Source organism: Aporhodopirellula rubra, assembly GCF_014192335.1.
GTDB classification, from domain to species: Bacteria; Planctomycetota; Planctomycetia; order Pirellulales; family Pirellulaceae; genus Rhodopirellula; species Rhodopirellula rubra.
Genome location: NZ_JACHXU010000015.1, coordinates 125468 through 149348, shown reverse-complemented (window position 1 = coordinate 149348; position 23881 = coordinate 125468). Strand labels below are relative to the sequence as shown.

The window sequence follows — 23881 nt, the reverse complement described above, 5'->3', positions numbered from 1 at the left end:
CGCGTGAGTGGACGGCAAACGTCAACTAGCAGCATCGGGGCGCGAGGCAGGCGGCCTACGCGTGATCGTGAATTCGCGATCGGACGCAAATGGTGGGTGATGCCGATCGCGTATCTCATCGGCCAGTTCATCGCGTTTTTGGTGATTGAACGGACAACCAGCTTTAGTGGCGATAGCCCGTGGGACTGGGTGTTGTTCGTTTCTTTAATGATCGGATCACCAACCCTCGCGGCCATTTTGCTTTCGCCCGGATTTAGTCGCTATCACTTCGCGGTGGCGACGGGGGCGGTGTTGATTGGCGGTGTCATTTTTTCTTTACAGAGCAACGGAGTCTTTGAGCTATTTGTCGTCAGCACGATTGTGACGGCAATTCAGGTGTTTGTATTACGGATGACTCGAGTGCCGCCCTGGGTCATCCGTCCGGTGCGATCCGGTCGGGACCAAAAAGCGTCAATCGGTTGGCTGTTGATGATGACAGTGATCGCGGCCGTGTTGATCGCGATCATTCGAGTCGCCGAAGACGGCGGTCAGTATCTCGTTGTCCTGGCGTATTTAGGTTTGGCGATGATGTCCGCGTTGGTGGGAAACACGATTGCGGGGTTGCGTTCGGGAAAAGTGCGATGGTTGATTGTCGTGGTGGTCGGAGCCCTGGGGTGGGCAAGCATGGTGGCCGCGGAATCGGGTGTTCTTTCGCTCGAAAACTGGAAAAATCTTGTCGAAATTGATTTCGACTATGCCTCCAAAATCGTTTGTTTGGCACCTGCCGCTTCGTTAATCATTGTTGTGTTGGTACATCGCATGATGGCTCTCCGAATTGGCAATGTCGGAACCCGAAAAGTCCGTCCAGTGGGGGCCGGTACGTCAGAGCCCCCTGTCTGATCGATTTCAGTTCATCGTCAAAGCGGCGGCAGGTCTCCTTTTCTGTGCAATCCGATCACCTCGAGGTCCAATTGGGGTGGCACCGATGCGGTTTGCGATTGTCCAGAGAGTCTCATTCGTTACATTCAAACGCATGAGCGCTACCTCCACCCCCGCACCGTCTGAATCCGCCTCCACCGAATCAGCGGGGGCGGCGTCGCAGCCTCCTGCCGGACCGCGGATTATCCGTCAATTGCCGCCTCAATTGGTCAATCAGATTGCCGCGGGGGAGGTGATCGAGCGACCCGCTTCGGTCGTCAAAGAGCTGCTCGAAAACAGCATTGATGCGGGCGCGTCCCGCGTTGAACTGGCGATCGCCGGTGGCGGCGTCGAGATGATCCGGATCAGCGACGACGGTTGTGGCATGACGGCCGAGCAATTGCCACTCGCGGTGACCAGTCACGCGACCAGCAAACTGCCGGAGGACGATTCCCTGTTTCATGTCGGTACGCTCGGGTTTCGTGGCGAGGCGCTCGCTTCGATCGCGAGTGTTTCGCAGATGACGATCCGCAGTCGGGCAGAAGGTTCGCAGAGCGGAAGTCAGATCGATATTCGCGGCGGCGTGATTGAGTCGCCGGGACCGTGCGGTTGCCCGGTCGGGACGACGATTGAAGTCCGCAATCTGTTCTTCAACACACCGGTCCGACGCAAGTTTCTCAAGACACCGCAAACCGAACGTGGGCATATTGTCGAAGCGTTCACGCGGTTGGCACTTGCTAACCCGAAAGTTCATTTCGTGTTGCGAAACGGTGACAAGGAGATGTTCGATTTGCTGCCCACGCCACGTTGGGCAGATCGTATCGAAGCGTTCTTCGGGGCTGAAATTGCGGAGTCGTTGATTCTGATTGAGAGCGACGACGCGCAAGTCAAAATCTTTGGGTTCGCCTGCGACCCGTCCGTCAATCGAGGCAACAATCGCATGCAGTACCTGTTTCTTAACGGGCGACACATTCGTGACCGCGCGTTGCAGCATGCTCTTGGCGAAGCCTACCGAGGGCTATTGATGGTGGGGCGGCACCCGGTGTGTTTCTTGCGGATGACGATGCCACCGGAGATGATCGATGTGAATGTTCACCCGGCAAAGTTGGAGGTGCGGTTCACCGACAGTGGCCGGGTTTACAGTCGGTTATTGCAAACGCTGCGTCAACGATTTCTGTCAACCGACATGACGCACCGCGTCGGATCGGCTCCTGCACCCGAACCGATGACGGGTGATGCATTGCGATCGCGAGGCGAGTCCGTCATGGGGATGCCCGCTCGCGAGGTTGATGAGCAACGTCAATCGGTGATCGAGTGGGCCCGAACGGGACAAGAATCATCGGCCAGCAATGGGCCTACGGTTGCCTCGTCTTCGTCGAGCGTGAACCGCATCGACGGGTCACCGATTCACTCTTCCCCTATCCATACGCCGTCGGCCAACACGATGCCGACGGGGTTCGGCGGTGTGCCTGACTTCCAGCCTTTTCCCAATGGTGCGAGTTCCCCGGTTTCGCCGTCTGTCGGTTCGCAGCCGGATGGCTCCTCGGCGTCGCAAGCGGTCGTTCCCGGAGATATCGCTCCCTGGGATCTGGAACCCGAGCCCACATCCGGCTCAAACGCGTCCGTCGGTGCCGACGGCTCCGGTGCATTGGGTGGTACCTCTCCTTCGCCGAGTGTTTGTTATCTCGGATTTCAGGTGCACAATCGGTATTTGGTCACGCAGGACGAAAAAGGCATGGTCGTCATCGACCAGCATGCCCTTCACGAACGCGTGCTTTACGAACGGGTCTGCAAGAAAGTCCTCGGCGAGAACGCGTCCCTCGAGGCGCAGCGATTGCTCGTTCCAGAGCCGGTGTCGTTGACGCCATCAGAACGAGCGGCGGCCCTCGATGTCAAAGACACGCTCGCCCGCATTGGTTTGGAAATCGAAGAATTCGGTGGGGAGACGATTCTGATTCAATCGTATCCGGCGATCATGCCGAGCAAAGATCCGGCGGAGATGTTGCGAACCATTTTAGAATCCGTGATGGGCGCCGGTCGCGATCCGAATCCGAAAGACCTTCTCAATCACCTGCTTAGTACGGTGGCGTGTAAAGCGGCAGTGAAAGCCGGCGATCCACTATCGCCGGAAGAGATCACGAGTCTGCTCGAGCAGAAAGACCTCTACCAAGACACGCATCACTGTCCCCATGGACGACCAACGGCGCTGTTCTTCAGTCGCGACGAACTCGACCGCATGTTTGGACGTTTGGGGCCACGCGGCCGCGTGACGTCTTAAGCGTCAGTCGTGTTCTCAACCGAACGACCCCACACGGTTTCGCGGAAGAGTGGCTGCATCCCGATTGCCCGATAGGCGGCGATCGCGGGGAGGTTGTCGCGGTCCACGGCGAGAATCAGTCGTTCGGCCGACAGTCGTTGGCAAATCTCGGTGATCCTTTGCATGATCTGCTGTCCGTAGCCTCGCCCGCGGTACTCCGGCGCGATTCCCATGTAAACGAGTTCGATGACAGCGGCTGGATTCTCGGGTTCGTCGTCCAGCGGAGATGAGCCTGGGTGCTGAGCGAGGATCAGGCAGCCAACACCCGGACGGGCATCCTGATGATGTGGGGCTGAATCGCCGGTGTTTTTTTCGTGAATGATGTACCACTGATCGGGCGCGTAGGCGGCGGCGGTCTGATATCCGGAGATGATATCGCCGACCGTTCGGAATCGTTCGAGAGGTGGGCAGTCGAGTGAATCGATGTAGGTTCGCTTCACCAGCTTTTCAAAGATCTCTCGCTGGGAAGGATCGTCATGATCGAGTGGTTCGAGGTCGATGGAAAATTGATCCGCCGATGGTGAGTTGGACTGTTGCGACTCGTCCGGGTGTCCGGTGGGCAGGCTTGTTTCATGCCGGTTGGTTTGAGGCCATTGGCCGTGTCCATCGCAATCGAGCGCCAGGTATTCGAGGGTTCCGATTTGTGAGAATTGGAGCGATTGTGGCCAACGGTTTGCAGCGTCCATGGCACCCGAATCGAGTGTCTCGGTAGGAGGCAAAACGGGGTCGGTCGCCCATTGAATGAAGTGCATTCCACGGTTGGCGAGGATCGTGGAGAGTTCTTGCCATAGCGATTCACCGAGCCGGCGTTTCAGAGTCGCGTAGTGAGAGTTCGTGTCGTCTTGCCCAACTGTCGACTCGCCGTCGGAATTCGTGTGAGTCGACGGGATCGATGGGAGACTGGATTTTTGGGGGTGGATCCAGTCGACATGCAAAATGGTGGCCGTGTCGCCGGATTCCGGGAGGAGCGTGATCGCGAGAAGAGCGTTTTGCAGTTTCTGTGGGGCGGGGGACGCGGCCTGCACGACGAGCCGTCCGGTTGACTGAGATTTCAGGACGGCACGGAGTTGGTCCGTGACAATCCCCGCACGAGCGGGCGAAATTCGGACGAAGGTGGTCGACAGAGCGGTTGCTAATTCCGCGGTCGACAATGTCCAGACGACGACCGCAGGGGCCTCCGCCGAAGCTTTGCCCATTGTGGAGGAGGTCGCGGGCACGGATGGGGCGTTGGACTCGCGTGGCATCGAGGCGAATCTGCTAACCGACGCGGATTCCCGCGCCGTGGGAGGACGGCGAACCAATTGTAAGAAAGACGTTCCGACAACTTAGCGTCTTTTGCCGAAATCGTCTGGAGCGGATGGACTGTGCAGATGATCCCTCTATGATTGGGGGGTGTCTTGTCGGCGTGATTCAATGGATTGTTTCCTCTCAAGCCGTATTCTGCTGGCCTGTCGTTTTCATCGCGAAAACTAATTTCCTGCTGGTGGTTCGCCAAAATATCTAGGTTGATTGAATGTTAGTGTCGGTGTGTCTGAAGAAATCTCGATCGGTTTGCCTGTCGCTCGCGAGCGTGTTTTTGTTTGTGATGATGCAAGGCGTTTTTTGCCAGCCTGCGTCGGCGCAGCGATTATTGGATCGTTGGCGTGCACGGATTGAAGCACGACGAATTCCTCAACCGCCCGTCACGCCGCCCTATCAATCGCCCGCCAATTCGGGTTCTCCTCGAGTGCTCGCGACACCCGTCCCGGGGCAGGGCGGCCAATCCCAGGGAGCGTCCGGTTCCGCGTCCGCTGAAGATGCGGAACAGGATGAGACATCGTCGCCGACGTTCGGAATTGAAGTGTCCCCGGTCGCCTCGGGCAGGTACCGCGGTTTGCAAGTTCTCGGCTTTACCGCTGAATCGAACGCTCCGAAGATGGGGATTCGGCTTGGCGACGTGATCGTTTCGATCGATGGCGTGCGAACCGATTCGATGGAAGCCGTTGCTGCGGCTCAGCGCCGGGTCGCGTCGGGGACGCAGGCCGTCGTCCACATCCTTCGTGGCGGTCGGCTGTATCAGACAAAATTGGCGACGATTGATGGAGATGATTCAGCGTCCGATGACGCCCGATTATCCGCGAAACCTCCCGTCGACCGTTCGAAGACCGGACCGACACTGGCTCGTCCGCGAGGGTCGTTGGGGCTCGAAGCTCGTGACGCGAGCCCTCAGCGAGGTGTGTTGGTCGTGACCGTCAAAGAAGGCAGTGCAGGTGAGCGATCGGGGATCAAACCCGATGACCGAATCGTTTCGGCGGCAGGACGATTGGTTCGTGATACGAGTGGATTGGTTCGCGAACTTGCGTTGCTCAATCCGGGTGAGTCGGTCACCCTCGGGATTGTTCGCGGAGATTCGATGCGAGAAATCGAAGCCGAAATGGGCGGTCCCGGAGGAGTGCCCGCTCAATCGGCGACCGACCTTAAGAAGACTGTTGAAGGGAAATCGGTCTTAGATACGTCGGAACCGAATCAAGAGTCAGTCGCTGAAACGCCAGCCGATCAGCCGTCGGCTGGTGAGAGTCTGCTCGGTGGTGTCGGTTCGGCTCTCGGAAGCTTCTTCTCTGGTCAGTCGACGGCATCGGAAGCGGACGCGTCGGGCAACCTAACTCCGGCGAGCCCCGGCAATGACAGCGAGCTCCCCGCACCGAACCGTCGTGAGGTATCTCCGCCGACTGACCCGCTCGCGTTGCCCGAAGACCGATTTGGGGACGAGACGTTGCCGCCCCCGGCGCAAAACTAGTTGCCGTCGACTTTTGACTTTGCCGAGCGAGGCTTGACACTCGCGGGTGAAGGGGATGACAATCGGAATTGACTTTTATTTCTTTCTTCGAATTGTGCTGAGCTTGCATCGACAAGCTCCTTGAATGTCTTCGAAAAAACTGCGTCGCCAAATCGCTTGGGAAGCGGCACGCTTGATGTACTCGCGAGAAGTGAGCGAGTACTACACCGCCAAACAAAAAGCGGCGCGGCGAATCTACAAGGGCTGGGTCAAGCCAGCCGATTTGCCCAGTAACGCCGAGATCCGGGAACAAGTCATGTACTTCACTCGGCTGAGTGAGGGTGCCGAGGGTGTTCCGCAGCGACTACTGGAAATGCGATTGCGGGCGGCATGGTGGTTGAGGAAGCTTGCGCAGTTCCACCCAAAGTTGATCGGTAGTGTGCTTAAGGGAAGCATCCGCGAGGGCTCGGATATCGATATCCACGTTTTTGCAGCGAACGTTCATTCGATCACCATCGTGTTGGATGATTTGGGTGTTGCGTATGACCTCGAACGCAAGCGGATTCGAAAAGATGGCGAGGCTCGGGTGTTCACTCATTTGCATGTGAAGGACCATTTTCCGATCGAATTGACCGTGTATGCTCCGTCGTTGATGGGGTTCCGGTTTCGTTGCTCGATTACCGGCAAAACGATCGATCGCGCAGGACTGAATGAACTCGAACGATTGATCGCGATCGAACACGACGTCGAACCACGCGAGCAAGTCAGTCGTATGGCAGACATGGATACGTGTCCGGATCGAGCGAATGTGTTCTTGTCGTTGCTGATGCCGCTGGAGAAGGTTAAGCAAAACCTGCGTTGGCATCCCGAAGGCGATGCACTCTTCCACAGCATGCAGGTGTACGCGTTGGCGAAAGAGGCGATGCCGTACGACGAGGAATTTTTATTGGCCGCCTTGTTGCATGACGTCGGCAAAGCGATCGATCCCAGTGATCATGTTTCTGCGGGGCTGGAGGCTCTCGAAGGATTCATCACACCGCGAACATCGTGGCTGATCGCGCATCACATGGATGTTCACAAAATCATCGATCATTCGATCGGTGCCCGGCATCGAAAACGACTCACCGCTCATCCTCTCTATGAGGATCTCTTGTTGCTCGGTGAGTGCGATCGTCACGGCAGGGTCCCCGGTGCTGAGGTAGAGGAGCCTGAGGAGGCACTCGACTACATCGAGCAAATCGAAGAGATGTTTTCGTGATCCTCAGTGCGACGGAGAAACGCGAGAGGCGTGCTATGAGAGAATGCATGGCCCCTTTTGGGAATCGTCCCGGTTGATCGGGAATTCGCAGGCTGGCAGGCGATCGCGTGCATGGGAGCTGCTCTCGTCGCGGCTGAGTCTTTTTAGAACCGGTGTTCTATAAAATCTTCATTGAGCCGGTTGAGGTTGCGGTCGCTTAGAAGAGCGGAGGTGAGTGACATCAGATTAGGTTCTGCAATGTCGTGCTTGAGCTTGGCGTGTCCCGATGTCACTCCTACCGCCGCGGGGCGACCGGAATCTGGATCCGTAACAATCCATGGGCATCCGCTCGCGCCGCCTCCGAAGTCGGTTGCGAATGTGGGTGCGTACTCGTCGCCGCCACCACCGCTGACGCCAAACAGAAATCGGCCGCGGCTGCACCACAATTGTTTACCAAAATCGAATCCGCTTCCCGCGGGGTAGCCCATGATATCGACGCGAGCCGAATCGAAGAATTCAATGTTCTCTACTGTTTGAATTGCCAGTTCCGCGCCGACTTGATCGCCAATGTTGGAATCGACCCTGCAGATCGCAAGGTCATGATTGCTGAGTGGATTATTGAGATAGGCTTTCGGGATGACCGCCGTTACGACCCGGCAGACGGGTTGTGGTTCGTTCGAATAGAAATCGTAGCCGGGGTAAAACTCGAGAGCTTGCGACCACGTGCGTTCGTTGGAATCGAACAAGTTGTGGGCACACGTCATCAGCGTATTGGGACCGGTGATGAACGCTGACCCGCTCGCGAATTGTCCTGCATGGCTTCCGGGCAGTCGGATCACCAGTTTGCCGATGGCCCTGGCGATGTTTTGTCGTTGCATGGCCAGTGAGTTTTCATTGTCCGCAGCGTGCTCTTGGGATTGGCCCCGGGTAGAGGTTTCTTTAGTCCAGAGAACGTCCGTTGCCAGTGCAGAGCGGAATAGTGAGGTGAGCGGTCGGCGACGCAGTTCGGTAAGGTCGGGAAAACGTTTGGCGGGGCGAAGGTTTTGCAGCGAACCTGACTCCAAGGGCGAGTCATCGAATCGGCCTAGCAGCGGTGGTTTCGTTGGGGATTGCCACGGCATCGATGGATCGATTCGGCGTTCCGTCTCCGCATCGCCAGGGCTGCGGTGGTGTTGCCCGCGTCCTGGGGCCGTCGAAGGCAGCGGGATGCCATCGGGAAGATTCACTCTCGCGTTCTGTTGTAGCCACAGCCCGCGTGAGGTTAGAAACGGATGGGCCTCGCCGGTGAGCGAGGAGTCGTGTTGATGGGACGCGTTTCGTCGAGGCTCACTCATCTTTTACCCGTCTCTAAGCTGCTGGTGACTTCCGTTCGGCGAGACATTCTGGGTGCAAGATCAGTGCCGCGTTTGATGCGTCAGCCTCGTCGTGCTAGCCGGCCACTAGGTATCGCGAATTTGCTTTAGCAAAGCCGTAAACACCAATTCGTTTGCGTCGAAGTCGCGGCTTTCAGCTTGGAACTGAATCAACAGTCGTCCGGCGATTGGCATTTGGTCGCGGGTCGATGCGGGGGCGTCGAGTAGCACGATTCGGGAAAACACGACCAAATCGAGATGGTAGAAGCTCATGTCGACGGTGCGTTCGTCCTCGTCTGCACCTTCGAGTTGAACCTCATGGCTTTCGATGCTGCCGTACTGTTCTCGCAGCATTTCATCGATTTCGCTGAGGATTTCGTCATCCCCTCGCGTAATCGGAAGCGTTTCGATCGAAAGGAATCCGCCGCTGGGGAGTTCCAGCGTCAAGCCTTGGTCTCCTTCGTCCTCGCCGCGGGGCGTGAGGGTCCAGTTATCCGGATACAGAAGTTTGAGTCCGAAGCCTTCAAAGGTTGCGGGCATGGTCTGGATTTTGAGAGGGCGTTGGGGCGGGATCGGGTGGGCGTCAGTCGTTCGCCAGGAGAGCGGACCGAATCGAATCCGGCACCGGCTTTTTGGTGAGTTTGCCGCCGGAGCCGAGTTGGCAGCAGACTACGGAAATCCGGCCGATCGCCACTGGTTTGGTCTCGCAATCGATTTCGTATCGGTAGTGCACGCTGCTGGTGCCGACCCGTTCGACGATTAGCGAGATATCGAGGATGTCCTCGAATCGAGCGGGTCCGAGATATTCGCAGGCGGCGGAGACTCGCGGCCACGTGAGTGAATCGGGGCTGTCGTGGCTGGGCATGACAACGACGCCGATGGATCGCAAAAATTCGTGCTCGACCGACTCCATGATTGGAAAGAAGGCCGAAAAATGCACGATTCCTGCTGCGTCGGTGTCTCTAAATTCCACACGACGCTTCGTCCGATAGCGAGCTGGTGTATCGCTCACTGGGCGAGATTACTCGCCGACATAGGGGAGCAGAGCCATGAAGCGGGCTCGTTTGACCGCAGCGGTCACGGCGTGCTGACTCGCGGCGGTGCAACCGCTCTTGCGACGACCCATGATGCGGCCTTGGCGGTTCACCATTTTCGACAGCAGATCGATGTCCTTGTAGTCAACGTACATCGGACGAGGGCGATGGCCATCGACGAAGATCGGATCTTTTTTGCGGGTACGGCTGCGGACGCGTGATCGTTTGCGGGCACGGCTACGCGTGCTCATGGGACGTGGGGGCATGTTTTTCCTATAACAGAAAGGCGAATGGTCTATGTCGGTCGGCTCGAAGGTTGCGAACACGCATGCATCAGCCGACTCGCCGAAGGGCCGCACAGTGTGACGATCTGACGGCTGCTTTGCAATGCGTATTCGGGCTAAAAACACGATTGTAGGCTGTGAAAAACGACGGTTTGTCGGAGAGGTCAGGTCAGGTCAGGTCAGGTCAGGGCAGGGCAGGGCAGGGCAGGGCGACAGCAGGCTGAGGCTGAGGCGGGGTTTGCCTGAGAAGGTTCCGCGGGGCCGGCGGGTCGGAAGAGATCGGGGGCGTTGTGAACGCAGCCCGATGGTGCTCGATCGCGGAGATGGCCTGCGCGGGCAGAATTGCCGTGGCGCTGGGCAGGCTGTGTCGCGCTGCCGGCCATGCTGGCGATGCCAGGGCATCCGGGTTGGCTGAGCCCGGTTAGGGAGAGTCGTACGGTTTGGCTATCGTGCGATTGGCGAAACGCATCCGCAGGGAGACTTTCTGCCAGGCAGCTTCCGCGAAGGTGTCTGCATTTCGGGGCGTGACTCAAGCGTGGGCAAGACTTGAGGTTGGTCCCTTAATGCGGTTCTCTTCGAGGGGGCTGGCGACGTCGAGGTATCCCGCGGCGCGATCAGGTCGACTTACCAAGCCGCGGTATCTTCCGACGATTCGTCTTCCACACCGAGTCGTGTTTGCAGCTGGAGGAATCGGTCGTACATCCGTTCGCTGCTGCTGTGGACATGTTCGGCTTCGGTGATGAACCGGATGGATTTGTCCGGATAAATGTCCGCACCGATCAGCGTTTCGCGGAACGGATCCAGCGGGGCACCGTAAGCGATCAGCAGTTTGTGTTCATCGAGTTGAACTTCCTGCTTTTTCGTCGGGTTGATGATTGCGATTCCGGTGCAACCGTCATCCGTCAGCACGTCTTCGAATTCCATCAAGATGCTCTTGAGGACAGGAACGTCGATGTGCTCGCGATAAAGGTCTTCGTGATGCGAACTGCTGTGATGGCTCGTTTCGAGAACCACGTCCACTACGTTTCCGAGGTGATCGATTAATTCGAGAAACGTATCGAGCAGGATCGATTTGGTCGCCGCTGCCATGATGACGGGCGTTGTCGCACCGGAGGCTTCGTCGACGTATTTGTCGTAACGGAACCCTTGGCGGGGAGCGATTTGCACGTCGTAGGACGGACGGATCGCGTCGGTGAGTTCGAAGGCTCCATAGGTTTTAATGCCCATGTGAACCTGGAGTTCTTCATCGCTGAGGCGTTCGAAACTGCCTGGAGCCACGGGGGCGTCGGCGGTGTCTTGCGGGGTCGGACGAAGAATGCGTTTGAGGAAGCCCATCTTGTTGATCAAATCATGAAACGCGGTTTGAGATCGTTTCGAAAAGCAAGCAAGCCGGCTTTTTGAGACGGTCCACCGGTGCGTCAGGTGAACAACCAAAATTAGGTCACACAGCGGTTGAGGCGTCCGGAGCCTGATCCAACGATAAAAAACGTGCAGAATGAACAGAATGCTGTGTTATCTCTTCGGTACAGCCGGCACTATCGATCCAGAGCGTTCAATCGGCCCTCAAAATGCGATCAAATTGATCAGGATTCGTGTTGAGAAAACACCACATCTGTGCTTAAACGAGCACCACCTTTGCGGAAACGCAACGGCCCTGAGTCGTCACTTTGACGTGGTGGTTTTGGTCGCACCTTTTGGCGGCTCTCGAAAATGTTCGCGAGGCTCGTTTAATCACGGCTCCACAGTCAGGTTTCGAAAGATTGAGTCGGGAGAAACTCAGGGTTGGATTTCACAGTGCGAAGTTCCGTGGTTGAACCTTTGCGATAGGCTCCTCCCTGGTATCGCAGATCCACCTTTCGATGCAGATCCCTCACGCGCCGCAGATCAACGGTGCCAGAAAAGTACGTGTCAGGGTATCATCAAGGATGGCGAGGTCGGGCGGTGGTGGGCCGGGCGGCAGGTAATCTGGTGAAGTTAAGGATGGATCGATGGTAACCGAGACGAATGACCTGTTAGACGCAGTCCGAATGCGTGCTTCCCGCTGGGGATGTGGCGTGCTAACGGGGCTGGTCGTTGGGCTGATGCTATGCGGTTGTGATTTGCCCGATCGGCACGACATCGCGATGTTTCGCAAGCCAGCGGTTTGGGAGGTTGAACCGCCCAGGGACCCTACCAACGACGTCAACGTTCAGCCGGCGAGTCTCGTACCAGAGAACTCAAACGCCACGGCACCTCGAGCAGATTGGCAGTTTTGGTATTTGCACCATGTCGATCCCGACGGCGTGATCGGTGGTGGTGTGATGCAATCGCAACGCACTGATTCCGGCCAGATCAAATTGGAATTGAGCGAGCGAACGCTGGAGAAATTCGGTGGCAGCGACGGTGCGTCGCCGGACGCCAGTTGGCAGTTCAACGCGATCGCGTGCTTGCATTCGAATGAGCAGGTGTTCTGGCATTCCGACGACGGGCAGTTATCGCGGATCGAGTGTCGCGTCCGTCGTGGACCCTTGCAGACATCAAAGTACATTGAGATCTCTGGTGACGAGGTTCGTTTCGATGTCGACCATTTGACGTCCCAATCAAAGAAGCGAGTGATTCATCATGGAGCACTCGGGGGACCGCTCGCTGTTTACCAGTCGTTGCTCGGAAATCCGCTGCGACCGCGAGAGGTGCGTGAATCGAAAGTGTTGTTGCCGATTCAGGAGACTCTCGCGACGTTGCAGATTCGTGGCCGCAGCGATGCGTTGGCAAAGCGGATGACCGAACAAGGATTGGTTTTGGATTCGTTACACGAGGCCGTGGCAATGGTTTCGATCGATGAAGTTCGACGGCGCGAACGTTACTACTGGTACGACGACGACGGCGTGGTGCAAGCGACCAACATTACAGGCGAAAGTCGATTCACGTATCGTTGCGACGAGGATCAGTACCGCGAACGTGTTCAAGGCTTACTGCAAGATATTTATCCGATCTCCATCGAAGTGCCGGGCAAACCGATTCCGCCGGGACAAATCAGGCAGCTCGCGCTCAATATCGAGTTCAAGCCCCAGCGTGAAGTTTCTAGCGAGGCGTCAGAGGCTCCACCCATCAGCAAGGCGAGCCAACTCATTGCGGCCCCTCGGCAATATGTGCAGGACATTGATGAAACGCATCAACGAGTGATCACCGCGAATCGTCCGGTGTCTGCCAAGAAGTTGGCCGGCCGCTTTGACGTCTACAACACGCGCTCGTTCGCTGCCGATTCTGCGGTAACTCAATTGGTCGATTTCCGCTCGGCCGGTGTGCGTAAGGTGTTGAATGTCGCGACGTCCATGACGGGGATGAGCGATCAAGAAAAAGCCATTGAACTCAATCGCACCGTTCACTCGTTGTTATCGTTTGACCCTTTGTCCGTTGGGTTGCGATCCGCGAGTGCGGTAGCCGGTGCGAATATTGCTGACAGTACCGAGCATGCGATTTTGCTGATCGCGATGTTGCGAGCGAAAGGGGTTCCTGCCCGCATGTGTCTCGGGATGCGATACTTGCCTAGGAAGGTGCAACCGGATGTGGCGAGTCCCGAAACGAACCGATTCGTTTATCACGCGTGGGTGATTGCGAAGGCCGAGGACGACTGGATTTCACTGGACGCGACCACGGGAGCGGAGACAGCCGCGGACTGCATCGCGTTGGCGATCGATGACCTTTCCAATATCGATACCAAGACTTTCGTCAATCGCTACTTGTCGATTCTAAAATCGATGAGCATGTCGGTGTCCGCAGCGGTGGTAGAGAAAGCGGACTGATGCGATCGTCTCGCTGGATGTTCCAGCGAATGGGACGTTCCAATATTAGCGACGTGAAGAAACGAGACCGATTCAACAAAAAACGCCCCAGGAGAAGTTTCCTTCCTCTGGGGCGTTGTTGTGTCACGTCTGTTTGACGCAGTGTTGCATAAGCAAGTCAGTGAACGAATTCACTAGCGAGCGTAGCTGGCACTGGCCTGAATGACGCGACGAGTGCGGGAGATGCTAGCACTTGGATCGACGATCGGTGCTGGTGGCATCGGTGCGGCTTGCTCGTAGACAGGAGCTTCGACTGGTGCTGCGTAAGGAGCAGCGGCAGGTGCGCCACATCCGCAGCCGGTGCTGCAAGTGTCGCAACCCATGTCGCAGCAGCTGCTGCTCTTCTTGCCACACGACAGGTTGCCGAACAATTTGCTCAGCAGGCCGCCGCTCTTCTTGCTTCCGCAGCAGCTGTCGCAGCTAGGAGCTTCGCAGCATGAAGGTGCTTCGCAGCAAGTTGGCTCGCAGCAGGTGCTTTCGCAACCGCAAGCTGGTTCGCAGCATGCAGGAGCTTCGCAGCATGCAGGTGCTTCGCAGCAAGAGCTTTTCTTCTTACCGAAGAGCTTGCCGAGGAGACCACCACAAGCTGGTTTGCTTCCGCAGCAGCTGTCGCAGCTAGGAGCTTCGCAGCACGTAGGTGCTTCGCAGCAAGTTGGCTCGCAGCAGGTGCTTTCGCAACCGCAAGCTGGCTCACAGCAAGTAGGCTCGCAGCAGGTGCTTTCGCATCCGCAAGCTGGTTCGCAGCACGAAGGTGCTTCGCAGCATGCAGGAGCTTCGCAGCAAGTAGGCTCGCAGCAGGTCGACTCAGCGCCGCAGGCCGGTTCGCAGCAGGTCGGTTCGCAGCAAGTAGTTTCGCAACCGCAAGCTGGTTCGCAGCAAGGGTCGTCACAACAAGGGGCTTCGCAACACGAGCTCGAGCTGCCGCAGCCCTTCATGCCGAGCATACGGTCAAGCAAGTCAAAGCCAAAACTTTGGCTACAAACTGAACTCGCCAAAACCATCGTTAATGTTAGGATTGTCCGCTTCATGGAGATCAATCTCCCTCTCTAGAATTTTGCGGGATTGGAAAGACAGCTTTCCAATGAGGCCAGCGGATTGTTTTGATCAGACCGTTTGGTGACTGGGGGACGCGGTCGTCGGACGAAGTCGCCGACGATCATTTCCCGAAGTCGTTTTGTAAACACTCACGAACCAGGTGCGGACACCCGGCCCGCTGACTTCGTTCAGTTCACGTTTACCAAAAAGCCTCGGAGACAAGAGTCTCCGAGTTAACATCGCACTCTCTACTTTTCCTCTTGGAATCTGTCAGATACCGACATCCGCTGTCGGCATTTCTGGGTCTGTCACAGGAGCGTTCCCTGTCGTCCCACCAACTTGGTGAAGTTGGGTGAAGTGCGGGGTCGTCCTTGGACACAGAGAGGTATCGGCGACGTTGACGCTCAGGAATAGCCGAAGGATTGCTTTTTTGTGGCTTGTTAAGCTTTTAGGTTTATGCGGTTTTGGCTTGAATTGCCGGTGAATTCCGTTGCATTGAACAAACCGCCCTCGCAACGCGTTTAAACGGTGTAGACTACCACTCTCGCCGTTTCACGCCCTGTGAAACTGAATCTCCCGCCTGTTTCCCTCTCCGTCGCCTTTCACCATGGCTGAACCTCAGATCGTCGATCTGACCGCGATCGAGCCGATTGCCTGCCCGTGCGGGTTGGCTCGACGTGCGTTTGCGGATTTCGCGGCGTTCCCCGGAACCGTGCATTTGACGGAAATCCAGGCGACTGCCCAGTCACATTCGCACCGCGACCACACTGAAATCTATGTGATCCTGGACTGTGACGGCGATGCGGCGATCGAGCTCGATGGGATACGGACGCCCGTCGCACCCCTAACGGCGATCGCAATCCCGCCTGGAGTCGTCCACCGGGCGATCGGGCGAATCAGGACGCTGATCATTTGCCATCCCGAGTTTGATCCGCTTGATGAAGTGCTCACTGAAAATTGATCCGCTATTTAGATGTCACGCCTAACGGCGTGTTTGAACCGTGTTTTGATCGTGGACGCCCTACTAAACGAGATGACCCTTCCAATCGATTACATACTCAAATGGCCAAATCGATATACTGTGTCGATTCGGCGCCTCCCGAAAATTTTGACTGACTGTTAAAGTGCAGGGGTGTCACTCGGCACTCTCCTTCCATCTTCCCACCTCTCCCTTCCAATCCGGTTCGCTAGATGTCCCCCACGACCTCGACAATCTGCCGCACTGTATGTGCTGACAATGTCTTCTCCCGATCAAAGTTCGGTTCGGTGATGACCGCGACGGTCCTTGTTTTGTCCACGTTGATGACGCTTTCAGCCTCCGCGGACGATGGGGCCGATTGGACTTACTGGCGTGGACCAATGTTCAACGGCACCGCCGAAGCCGAAGGACTGGTCGACGATTGGGATGCCGAAGGTGGCGAGGGCAGCAATCTGTTGTGGAAACGCGACGACTTGGGTGCCCGCAGCACTCCGGTTGTGATGGATGGGCGACTGTACACCATCACGCGTGCCGACCGGGGAACACCGATCGAGGGCGAAAAGGTGGTTTGCCTGGATGCCGAAACGGGAGAGACCCTTTGGGAAAACCGCTTCAACGTTTGGATGTCGGATGTTCCAGACACCCGCGTCGGTTGGAGCAGCGTGGTGGCGGACCCGGAATCGGGGAATGTCTATGCACTCGGCGTCTGTGATTTGTTCCTGTGCATTAATGGGAAAACGGGCCAAACGATTTGGAGTAAACCGCTCCACGAACAGTTCGGATTGCTGAGCACCTACGGCGGTCGGACGAACTTTCCCGTCGTTCATGAAGACCTCGTGATCATCAGTGGGATCGTCATCAACTGGGGCGATGCTGCGAAACCGAACCATCGCCTGATCGCGATGGACAAACTCACCGGAGAGGTGGTTTGGTTCTCCGGTACGCGAGACCTGCCTTATGATACGACGTACTCGGCGCCGACCCTGACGACGATTGATGGTCAGCGTCAGATGATTTTGGGCACCGGTGACGGAGCGATTTGGGGTTTCCAACCACGCACTGGCAAACCGTTGTGGCATCACAATCTGTCGCGACGTGGCATTTTCGCGACGCCTCTGGTCGACGGAAATCGTGTTTACGGCAGTCACAGCGAAGAAAACGTGACGGGAAGCGCGATGGGTACCGTTGCGGCGATGGAGATATCCGGCACCGGTGACGACACGACCGTCAAAGAGATCTGGAAACTCGATGAACTCGTTGTTGGGCGAAGTGCCCCGATCGTGATCGACGGCCGTTTGTATGTCGTCGATGACCGTTGCAAGCTGTGGGTGATCGATGCCGAATCGGGAGACATGATTGCTGAACGAATCGCGATCGGCGACCGCAAGCAATGGCCGAGTCTCCTATATGCGGACGAGAAAATTTATGTGCTGACCGAGAACGGCCGGTGGGCGATTCTTGAGATTACCGAAGACGGCGTCGACTTCATCAATAAGGGACGCCTTCGCGATGAAGCGTTCTATGCCTCGCCAATTCTCGCAGGCGGAAAACTTTACTTCCAAGGCACGTCGGCACTTTACTGCGTCGGCACCGAAGACGGGAAGCAAACCCCGGTCAGCCTCGCCGAGCAACTCGTTGGTGAGACTCCGATCGATGAAAACCCGAGCATTTCGCAGTTGTTGGTTGTGCCAGCGGAATTGTTGCTCGAGCCCGGTGAGTCGGTGGATTTGTCGGTCCGCGTCTTCAACAAGTTAGGCCAGCAGCTCGCCACACCCGCCGAAGGTGACGTCACTTACTCGGTGGCAGGCCCGGGCAAAATCGAAAATGCGACTTTCACGGCCAACGAAGACGCGTCCCATCAAGCGGCGACAATTACAGCAACGGTGGATGGTGTTTCCGGTTCAGCGCGTGTGCGAATCGTGCCGCCACTGCCTTGGAAATTCACGTTCGATGATCTCAGTGACCCACCGGTGACTTGGGTCGGAGCACGCTACCGCCATCAAATTCGCCCGGTCGATGGTTCACCCGCGTTGGTGAAGGTCAGCACGATTCCCAAGGGTGCTCGTAGCCGCGCTTGGATGGGATCGAGCGACCTGAAGAACTACACCATCGCAGCGGACGTTCAGGGCAAACGTAGCAACGGGCAGATGCCGGACATCGGTCTGACGGCTCATGGCTACGTGCTCGATTTGATGGGCAATAGTCAACAACTTCAGATCCGCACCTGGTCGCCACAGCTCCGAATGGCTGAGACGGTCGATTTCCCTTGGGAACCGGATCGATGGTACCGCATGAAATTGCGAGCCCAAATCGAAGGCAGCGGCGAGAACGCGGTTGCCGTGTTGCAAGGCAAAATCTGGCCTCGCGACGAAGCTGAACCGGAGTCATGGACGGTGACCGCGCGAGATCAATCGCCCGTCATGACCGCGAGTCCTGGTTTGTACGGCAACGCCAAGGTTGCTGAGATCGCGATCGACAACCTCGAAGTCACTGAGAACTAGTCGTCGCGTTTCGTAACCTGCGTTCCAACCTCCCCCAATTTTACCCCCCCCTCTGCAATCTACCCTCCGCCATGGCTCGTACAGAATTAACCGCATTGTTTTTGATGTTCGTCTCGTCCGTTTTAGGTGCGATCACGACAGTCCTCGTCGCTGGATGCCAACCACCGGTCAGCATGGTTTTGCCGGCGAGCGTTGTCAGTGCCGCTGCGATCGCCCCGGATGTCGTCGCTGAATCAGCTCCCAAGGCGTCTGCGACCAATTCGTCCAAAATCACCATCGACGAATTCGTAAAACCTGAAACGATCCTCAACGAAGGCAAGGAATGGCCGCAGTGGGGCGGAACGCGGGTTCGCAATAACGTTCCGAACGTCAAGAATTTGCCTGAGGTTTGGGACATCGGAAAATTTGATCGTCGGACGGGCGATTGGGACAACACCAAGGCCGAGAATCTTCGCTGGTACGCTGAGCTCGGCAGCCAAACTTACGGCAACCCCGTTGTTGCAGGTGGCAAGGTCTTCGTGGGTACCAATAACGGCGCCGGATACCTAGCTCGTTATCCTTCCAAAGTTGACTTGGGTTGTTTGCTCGCGTTCGATCAAAAGACCGGCGACTTTCTGTGGCAACACAGCAGCGAGAAATTGATCACCGGTCGTGTGCACGACTGGCCCCTTCAAGGGATCTGCTGTGCTCCTTTGGTCGAAGGCGAACGTTTGTGGTTCGTGACCAGTCGTGGCGAAGTCCGTTGTCTCGACACGGAAGGGTTTCTCGATAACGAAGACGATGGAGTTGTCCAGAACGAACCAGCCCGCGTTGCCGACCTCATGGACAGCGGCGAAGGCAGCGAATTCGAAGAGTCACTCGGCCAACTCAACGACGGAAAGCTCACCGATGCTCTCCGAACAGTACTCGCCGATGCAGGCAGCGAAGCGGGTGACGACATCTCGATCGAAACGCTCGCCCCGAACAAGTCTTGGAAAGCAAAGGGCACCTTCGGCGGCGTCGAACGCGAACTCGCGATCAAGCAGATCGGGCCTCGGATCTCGATCTTCAAATCACTCGGCGTCAACGACAAACAAGACGCTGACGTCATTTGGGTTTTCAACATGATGGACGAACTCGGTGTCAGCCAACACAACATGTGTTCGTGCAGCGTGACCACGTACGGAGATCTGTTGTTCGTCAACACCAGCAACGGTTTGGACGAATCGCACATCAACTTGCCCGCGCCTGAAGCACCTAGTTTCATCTGCATGAACAAGAATACCGGCGAAGTGCTTTGGACCGATCAGTCTCCAGGTAACAACATCCTTCACGGACAATGGTCGAGCCCTTCAATTGAAGTCCTCGGCGGTGTTCCGCAGGTTATGTTCTGTGGCGGCAACGGCATCCTCTACAGTTTCCGTGCCGACGCAGGGAAAGATGGAAAGCCCGAGTTGTTGTGGCAATTCGACTGCAACCCCAAGACCTCGAAATGGGTACTCGGCGGTGAAGGTACACGGAACAACTTGATTGCGACTCCGGTTGCCTATGACGGACTTGTCTACATTGCGGTCGGTCAGGACCCCGAGCACGGCGAAGGTGAAGGTCACCTGTGGTGCATCGATCCGACGAAGCGAGGCGACGTTTCACCTCAACTCGCCGTCAAGATGGAAGGCAACCAACGCGTGCCGATCGAACACAAACGCATCCAAGCCGTCGAACCCGAAAAGGGCGAAGCAGCGATCGATAACCCGAATTCCGCGGTCGTTTGGCACTACTCACTCGCCGATCAAAACGATGACGGTGAGATTGATTTCGAAGAAGAAATGCACCGCAGTTGCGGTACCGTCGCGATCAAAGACGATGTGCTCTACATCGCTGACTTCTCCGGTCTGCTTCACTGCCTCGATGCGAAAGGCACTCCGGACGGGATGGCGATCGTGCACTTCACCTACGACATGTTCGCTCAGAGCTGGGGCAGTCCATTGATCGCCGACGGCAAGGTTTACATCGGTGACGAAGACGGCGACGTTTGCGTTTTCGAGTTCGGTGCCGACAACAAGGAACCGATCGAGGAAATTAACATGGGCAGCAGCGTTTACAGCACCCCTGTTGCCGCCGATGAAACGATCTTTATTAGCACGAAAGACAAGCTGTTTGCGATCGGTAAATCGGACGAATAAGTCTTACTCGCTAAATCAACCGCTGATTGAGTCTCAGACGAACATCATTGCCGTCTGGCGTGCAAACGCCAGACGGTTTTTTAATGCGCGGTCGTTCAGTTGGCTCGATGCTTGCCAAATTGTCCATGGCGAGAATGAGACCGGCCTACATGCAGAAGAATTGTTTCCCCGCGGCAACCGCGCTCAGTGCCGTCGCACCTTTGTCATCAAAATCGTCCCAATGCCGGCCAGGACGACGTTCCCGGTCCACACACCATACGGTGGCAGGTCACCCGACTTGGCTTGGTCCAGCCCAAAGAGGAACAGTGGGTAATAGATCAGGATGATGGGCAGGAAACACATTCCGAACGTGGTCCAGTAGTCACTCGTTTTAGCGAGAATCGCCAGTGGTGCACCCACGAAGACGAAGAAGAAACATGTGAACCCTTCCGCCCAACGACGCCACGGCTCGGTTCGGAGTCTCGTCAGTCGATAGCGGCTCGATTCGAGCGAGTTGTGAATTCCTCGGGCCTCAGGACCACCGATTGTCTCTGGACGTGATTGCAGAAGGGCGAATCCGGTGAAGGCGGCCAGTTGTCCGATCGTCGCGTGCGTGTCTTCACGTTGTCGTGATTTTTCGCGGCTGATCAAACGCAGTGGTAATTCGCTCGGACTTTTTGAGGCCGTGTCGTCTTCGTCGAGAGCGTTGCCCAGTGGGATTTCGAATGTTGATTCGCCAGGAAGTGTGCCACCAAATCCACGGCCTCGAACGACTTTGCTGTCGACGAGTTTGAGCACGAGGGCCTGACGTTCTTCGTCCATGACGAGTTGGCCTTCACTCGCGGTAACCTCAAACGCTTCGTCACCTCTCCCGCGAATCACGACGGTCGGCGAGATCATCCGGCGGTCTTTGATTTCTCGAACGTGGATCGAGAATCCATGATCGGATGTGAATGAGTGTTGGGCTTCGAGCACCTTGTACGCGATGTCTTCCACCGATAGCAGGACAACGCGTTTGACGCCGGGTTTGCCCCATGAGACCGCCATGTCACTGCAGTAGACCGCGATCGGGCTGAGTAGGGCCGCGAAGATGATGGCTGGTTGCAGGAGCCTCAGTGGAGAGATGCCTGATGACTTGACCGTGCTGATCTCGCCATCGGCTGCCATCCGGCCGTAGACGCAGCAGACGGAGAATAACGCCGTTGCAGGAACCGCATGCTGCAGCGAGATCGGCATCGCGAACGGCAGCAGGTGCAAAACAGCCATCGGGCCGAGACCCTTGCGAATTAGTTCTCGGGCAACCGCGATCAGCAGTATGATGGTCGTCAGCACGACCAACGCGACTACGAAGATCCGAAGAATCTCCCACAAAATCGTTCGCGTTAATCGGGTAGGAATCACGTGTGGGGGCGCAAGAAATGAAGGGAAATGGCAGTGCGTAACCAAGGCCCGTCGCGCGTTCTCGTGTTTCACGCCCGTGAAACGTGGCGTCACGATCGTCCAAACGCGACTGGACAAGGCGACGTATTAGCAAAACTCACCGGCGAGTGAATAGAGCGTTACTTACGTATCTTCCAATTCGTCGATCATCGAGGACGACGAGCACCTACCAGAGTTGACTCGGCCGCGAGAGCGATCGCTGAGCAAGCTTCTGAGCGAGAGAGTGCCGATATGGCGTGCTGTCTGGGAATCCAGATGAGACCCAAGCGTTTCGGTCCGCATCCCGTCTGATAGATCATCCTGCGTCGGTCGATCGTGACATTCCGCGATGGTGATCCGGCGGGAATGCTCCACATGTGCCGGTTCGCCGTCGGACCGATCCGCTTTAGACCATTGCGGGGATGGAGACTTCTTGCGGTGGAAACGCGAACCGTCCATAGGACGCACTTGAGATGTCCCACTTTTCGAGATGAGCGTGGTGCAATGTATCCGCCATGCATCGCTCGCTGTAGTGAATCACATCACGCCATTCATTAGGTTCGAGCAAGACCATCTTGGTTCGACGTTTTTCCGCGATCTCGGCAGCAACCTCGAGGTGCTTGGTAACCAATTTCGCGGTCTTGCCGGTGGCATGCATTCGCAAACTGGATGTGTCACCATCGGTTGTGTCGGTCAATCGTTCGTCGGCACCGTTGCCGCTGATGACGACATGCCCGTCTTCGAGAATACTGACCATTCGCAGTCGCAGGTTTTCGTCGAGGCAATCGGTCATCGCCAAAACGAGGTTGCGGCATCCTACCTGGACGGTCGCTTCGATAGTGTCTTCGCCGCGTGCGATTTCAATAATCAACGGGCTGTCGAACTGCAGCCGTTCAAGACTCGCGGTTTGCTTTTGAACGTCTGCGGCCGTTTCCAAGTTGACGGAAACGTTCAGTCGTGGATCCAGATAACGCCGTGTGTAGTCATTGGTAGAGATCATCGATTGCAGTGCCGCAGGACGCGGTTCTGTCGAAGACTCTTCGTTTTCTGTGTTGCGGCGGTTCTTCTTGGTGCTACTCGAGGTGACGGAGGGGACCATCGTCGCCAACGCGTCATGATTGTCGTCGCCAATTCTACGTTTCGCTCGGATGCTCAACAGGGTGCCCACGATCGCCGCCAGGCCGAATGACGCTGACAATAGTCCTGCCGATTGCCACAGCCAAATGCCACCGGCTTGTCCAAGCCGACCCATTTCAAACGCGAGGTGATAGCCTGCAGCCAAAGCTGTGCCGCCCGCAAGCAAGCTCATAATCCAAGTGATCAATCCGCCACGTCCGTTACGCAGGATCACACCCGGGAGTCCGATGAGTGCGGAGATTGGCGAGACCACTGCCCACCATCCGATCGGCGAACTGCCGCACAGGATGAGTCCGAATGCAATCGACAATCCACCGCCAACGCACCACAGCAAGGCCTCACGCTGAGTTGCGATCAAACTAGCCGGTTTAAGCGAGAAGGAAGGAATCTCTGCGGCCTGTCGTATGCCTTCGGGGATCGGCAGGCTGAGGCGATCGGCAATTTTGCAGATCAGCTTGGCCGTTGGGTCTTCGCTGACATGTACCGTCAACGAACCTGTCTCTTTGGTTTCGTTCAGTGCGGCTTCTGCAGTCTCTCGTCCGGGCGTCAACCGCAGCGGCTGTGGGCCGGGACGCTTTGTCATTCCGCGAGGCAGAACGTCACCGCGAACCAGTCGATCGACCAGCACCGCGGCGCGGGGGTGTGCTAAAACCGCTTGCACTTTTCCAAGCATCGGGGATGCTGCGCCGCCATCGACGTTCAGTTCCAGTTCGCCTGGCGGGTGAACCTGCGCATCACGCAAAACGACAATCGATGTGTTGTCGGGGAGGCCACCACGTAACAGTTCGACGCAACTCAGCTGCACCGGAGTTTGGGTTATTGTCAACGACTGATGTAGCATCGGTACTCCTGCAAAGACCGCTGCTGCGATTCCGCAGACGATCAAAAGTGTACCGAACGAGGCACGACGAAAACCGCCGCGAGTCGATTGTAACGAGCGAAACAGCCCCATGAGCATGTTCCTACCAAATG

At 56.8% G+C, this 23881-nt stretch carries 17 protein-coding genes; 9 read left to right on the top strand and 8 right to left on the bottom strand.

Features of this window, described 5'->3' with window-relative positions:
• Nucleotides 1-3: 3 nt before the first annotated feature.
• Both FHS27_RS19660 and mutL read left to right on the top strand, forming a co-directional pair.
• Nucleotides 4-879 (top strand): hypothetical protein, encoded by an 876-nt coding sequence (locus FHS27_RS19660; RefSeq protein WP_184306572.1) that lies wholly within the window; start codon nucleotides 4-6, stop codon nucleotides 877-879.
• A gap of 133 nt (nucleotides 880-1012) precedes the next feature.
• Nucleotides 1013-3175 (top strand): DNA mismatch repair endonuclease MutL, encoded by a 2163-nt coding sequence (gene mutL, locus FHS27_RS19655; protein ID WP_184306571.1) that lies wholly within the window; start codon nucleotides 1013-1015, stop codon nucleotides 3173-3175.
• Here mutL and FHS27_RS19650 read toward each other — a convergent pair.
• Complete coding sequence (locus FHS27_RS19650; RefSeq protein WP_246420257.1) at nucleotides 3172-4410, bottom strand: GNAT family N-acetyltransferase; 1239 nt, start codon at nucleotides 4408-4410, stop codon at nucleotides 3172-3174. The genes mutL and FHS27_RS19650 overlap by 4 nt on opposite strands.
• A gap of 317 nt (nucleotides 4411-4727) precedes the next feature.
• Here FHS27_RS19650 and FHS27_RS19645 point away from each other — a divergent pair, with 317 nt between their 5' ends.
• Together FHS27_RS19645 and FHS27_RS19640 are read left to right on the top strand one after the other, a co-directional pair.
• On the top strand, nucleotides 4728-5990 hold the full coding sequence (locus FHS27_RS19645; RefSeq protein ID WP_184306570.1) for a PDZ domain-containing protein: 1263 nt from the start codon (nucleotides 4728-4730) through the stop codon (nucleotides 5988-5990).
• 124 nt (nucleotides 5991-6114) lie between these two features.
• A complete protein-coding gene (locus FHS27_RS19640) occupies nucleotides 6115-7227 on the top strand; it encodes an HD domain-containing protein (RefSeq protein WP_184306569.1) in 1113 nt (370 codons plus the stop codon).
• A 143-nt stretch (nucleotides 7228-7370) separates the two neighbouring features.
• On the opposite strand, the gene FHS27_RS19635 is transcribed toward FHS27_RS19640, so the two are convergent.
• The 5 genes from FHS27_RS19635 to FHS27_RS19615 form a co-directional block, all read right to left on the bottom strand.
• The gene (locus FHS27_RS19635) at nucleotides 7371-8540 is read right to left on the bottom strand and encodes a trypsin-like serine peptidase (protein WP_184306568.1); all 1170 of its coding nucleotides are present in this window, start codon (nucleotides 8538-8540) and stop codon (nucleotides 7371-7373) included.
• A 105-nt stretch (nucleotides 8541-8645) separates the two neighbouring features.
• Nucleotides 8646-9098 (bottom strand): hypothetical protein, encoded by a 453-nt coding sequence (locus FHS27_RS19630; protein WP_184306567.1) that lies wholly within the window; start codon nucleotides 9096-9098, stop codon nucleotides 8646-8648.
• A 43-nt stretch (nucleotides 9099-9141) separates the two neighbouring features.
• On the bottom strand, nucleotides 9142-9570 hold the full coding sequence (locus FHS27_RS19625; protein ID WP_184306566.1) for an acyl-CoA thioesterase: 429 nt from the start codon (nucleotides 9568-9570) through the stop codon (nucleotides 9142-9144).
• Between the two features lie 9 nt (nucleotides 9571-9579).
• A complete protein-coding gene (gene rpsR / locus FHS27_RS31165; protein WP_009104826.1) occupies nucleotides 9580-9843 on the bottom strand; it encodes a 30S ribosomal protein S18 in 264 nt (87 codons plus the stop codon).
• 657 nt (nucleotides 9844-10500) lie between these two features.
• On the bottom strand, nucleotides 10501-11211 hold the full coding sequence (locus tag FHS27_RS19615) for a hypothetical protein (RefSeq protein ID WP_184306630.1): 711 nt from the start codon (nucleotides 11209-11211) through the stop codon (nucleotides 10501-10503).
• Between the two features lie 653 nt (nucleotides 11212-11864).
• Here FHS27_RS19615 and FHS27_RS19610 point away from each other — a divergent pair.
• The 5 genes from FHS27_RS19610 (at nucleotide 11865) to FHS27_RS19590 (ending at nucleotide 20374) form a co-directional block, all read left to right on the top strand.
• On the top strand, nucleotides 11865-13658 hold the full coding sequence (locus FHS27_RS19610; protein ID WP_184306565.1) for a transglutaminase-like domain-containing protein: 1794 nt from the start codon (nucleotides 11865-11867) through the stop codon (nucleotides 13656-13658).
• 360 nt (nucleotides 13659-14018) lie between these two features.
• Nucleotides 14019-14747 carry a hypothetical protein gene (locus tag FHS27_RS19605; RefSeq protein ID WP_184306564.1) on the top strand — a complete coding sequence of 243 codons (729 nt, stop codon included), beginning with the start codon at nucleotides 14019-14021 and terminating at the stop codon, nucleotides 14745-14747.
• A 592-nt stretch (nucleotides 14748-15339) separates the two neighbouring features.
• The gene (locus tag FHS27_RS19600; protein WP_184306563.1) at nucleotides 15340-15693 is read left to right on the top strand and encodes a cupin domain-containing protein; all 354 of its coding nucleotides are present in this window, start codon (nucleotides 15340-15342) and stop codon (nucleotides 15691-15693) included.
• 341 nt (nucleotides 15694-16034) lie between these two features.
• Nucleotides 16035-18212: an outer membrane protein assembly factor BamB family protein gene (locus tag FHS27_RS19595; RefSeq protein ID WP_315854632.1), complete on the top strand. Its 2178-nt coding sequence runs from the start codon at nucleotides 16035-16037 to the stop codon at nucleotides 18210-18212.
• Nucleotides 18213-18283: 71 nt separating this feature from the next.
• Nucleotides 18284-20374: an outer membrane protein assembly factor BamB family protein gene (locus tag FHS27_RS19590; protein WP_184306561.1), complete on the top strand. Its 2091-nt coding sequence runs from the start codon at nucleotides 18284-18286 to the stop codon at nucleotides 20372-20374.
• Nucleotides 20375-20557: 183 nt separating this feature from the next.
• Here the strand turns inward: FHS27_RS19590 and FHS27_RS19585 are convergent, their stop codons facing one another.
• Entirely contained in the window at nucleotides 20558-21754 is a 1197-nt protein-coding gene (locus tag FHS27_RS19585; protein ID WP_184306560.1) for an LptF/LptG family permease, read from the bottom strand.
• A gap of 424 nt (nucleotides 21755-22178) precedes the next feature.
• Nucleotides 22179-23861, bottom strand: coding sequence for a hypothetical protein (locus tag FHS27_RS19580; protein ID WP_246420251.1), 1683 nt, complete (start codon nucleotides 23859-23861; stop codon nucleotides 22179-22181).
• Between the last annotated feature and the right edge of the window lie 20 nt (nucleotides 23862-23881).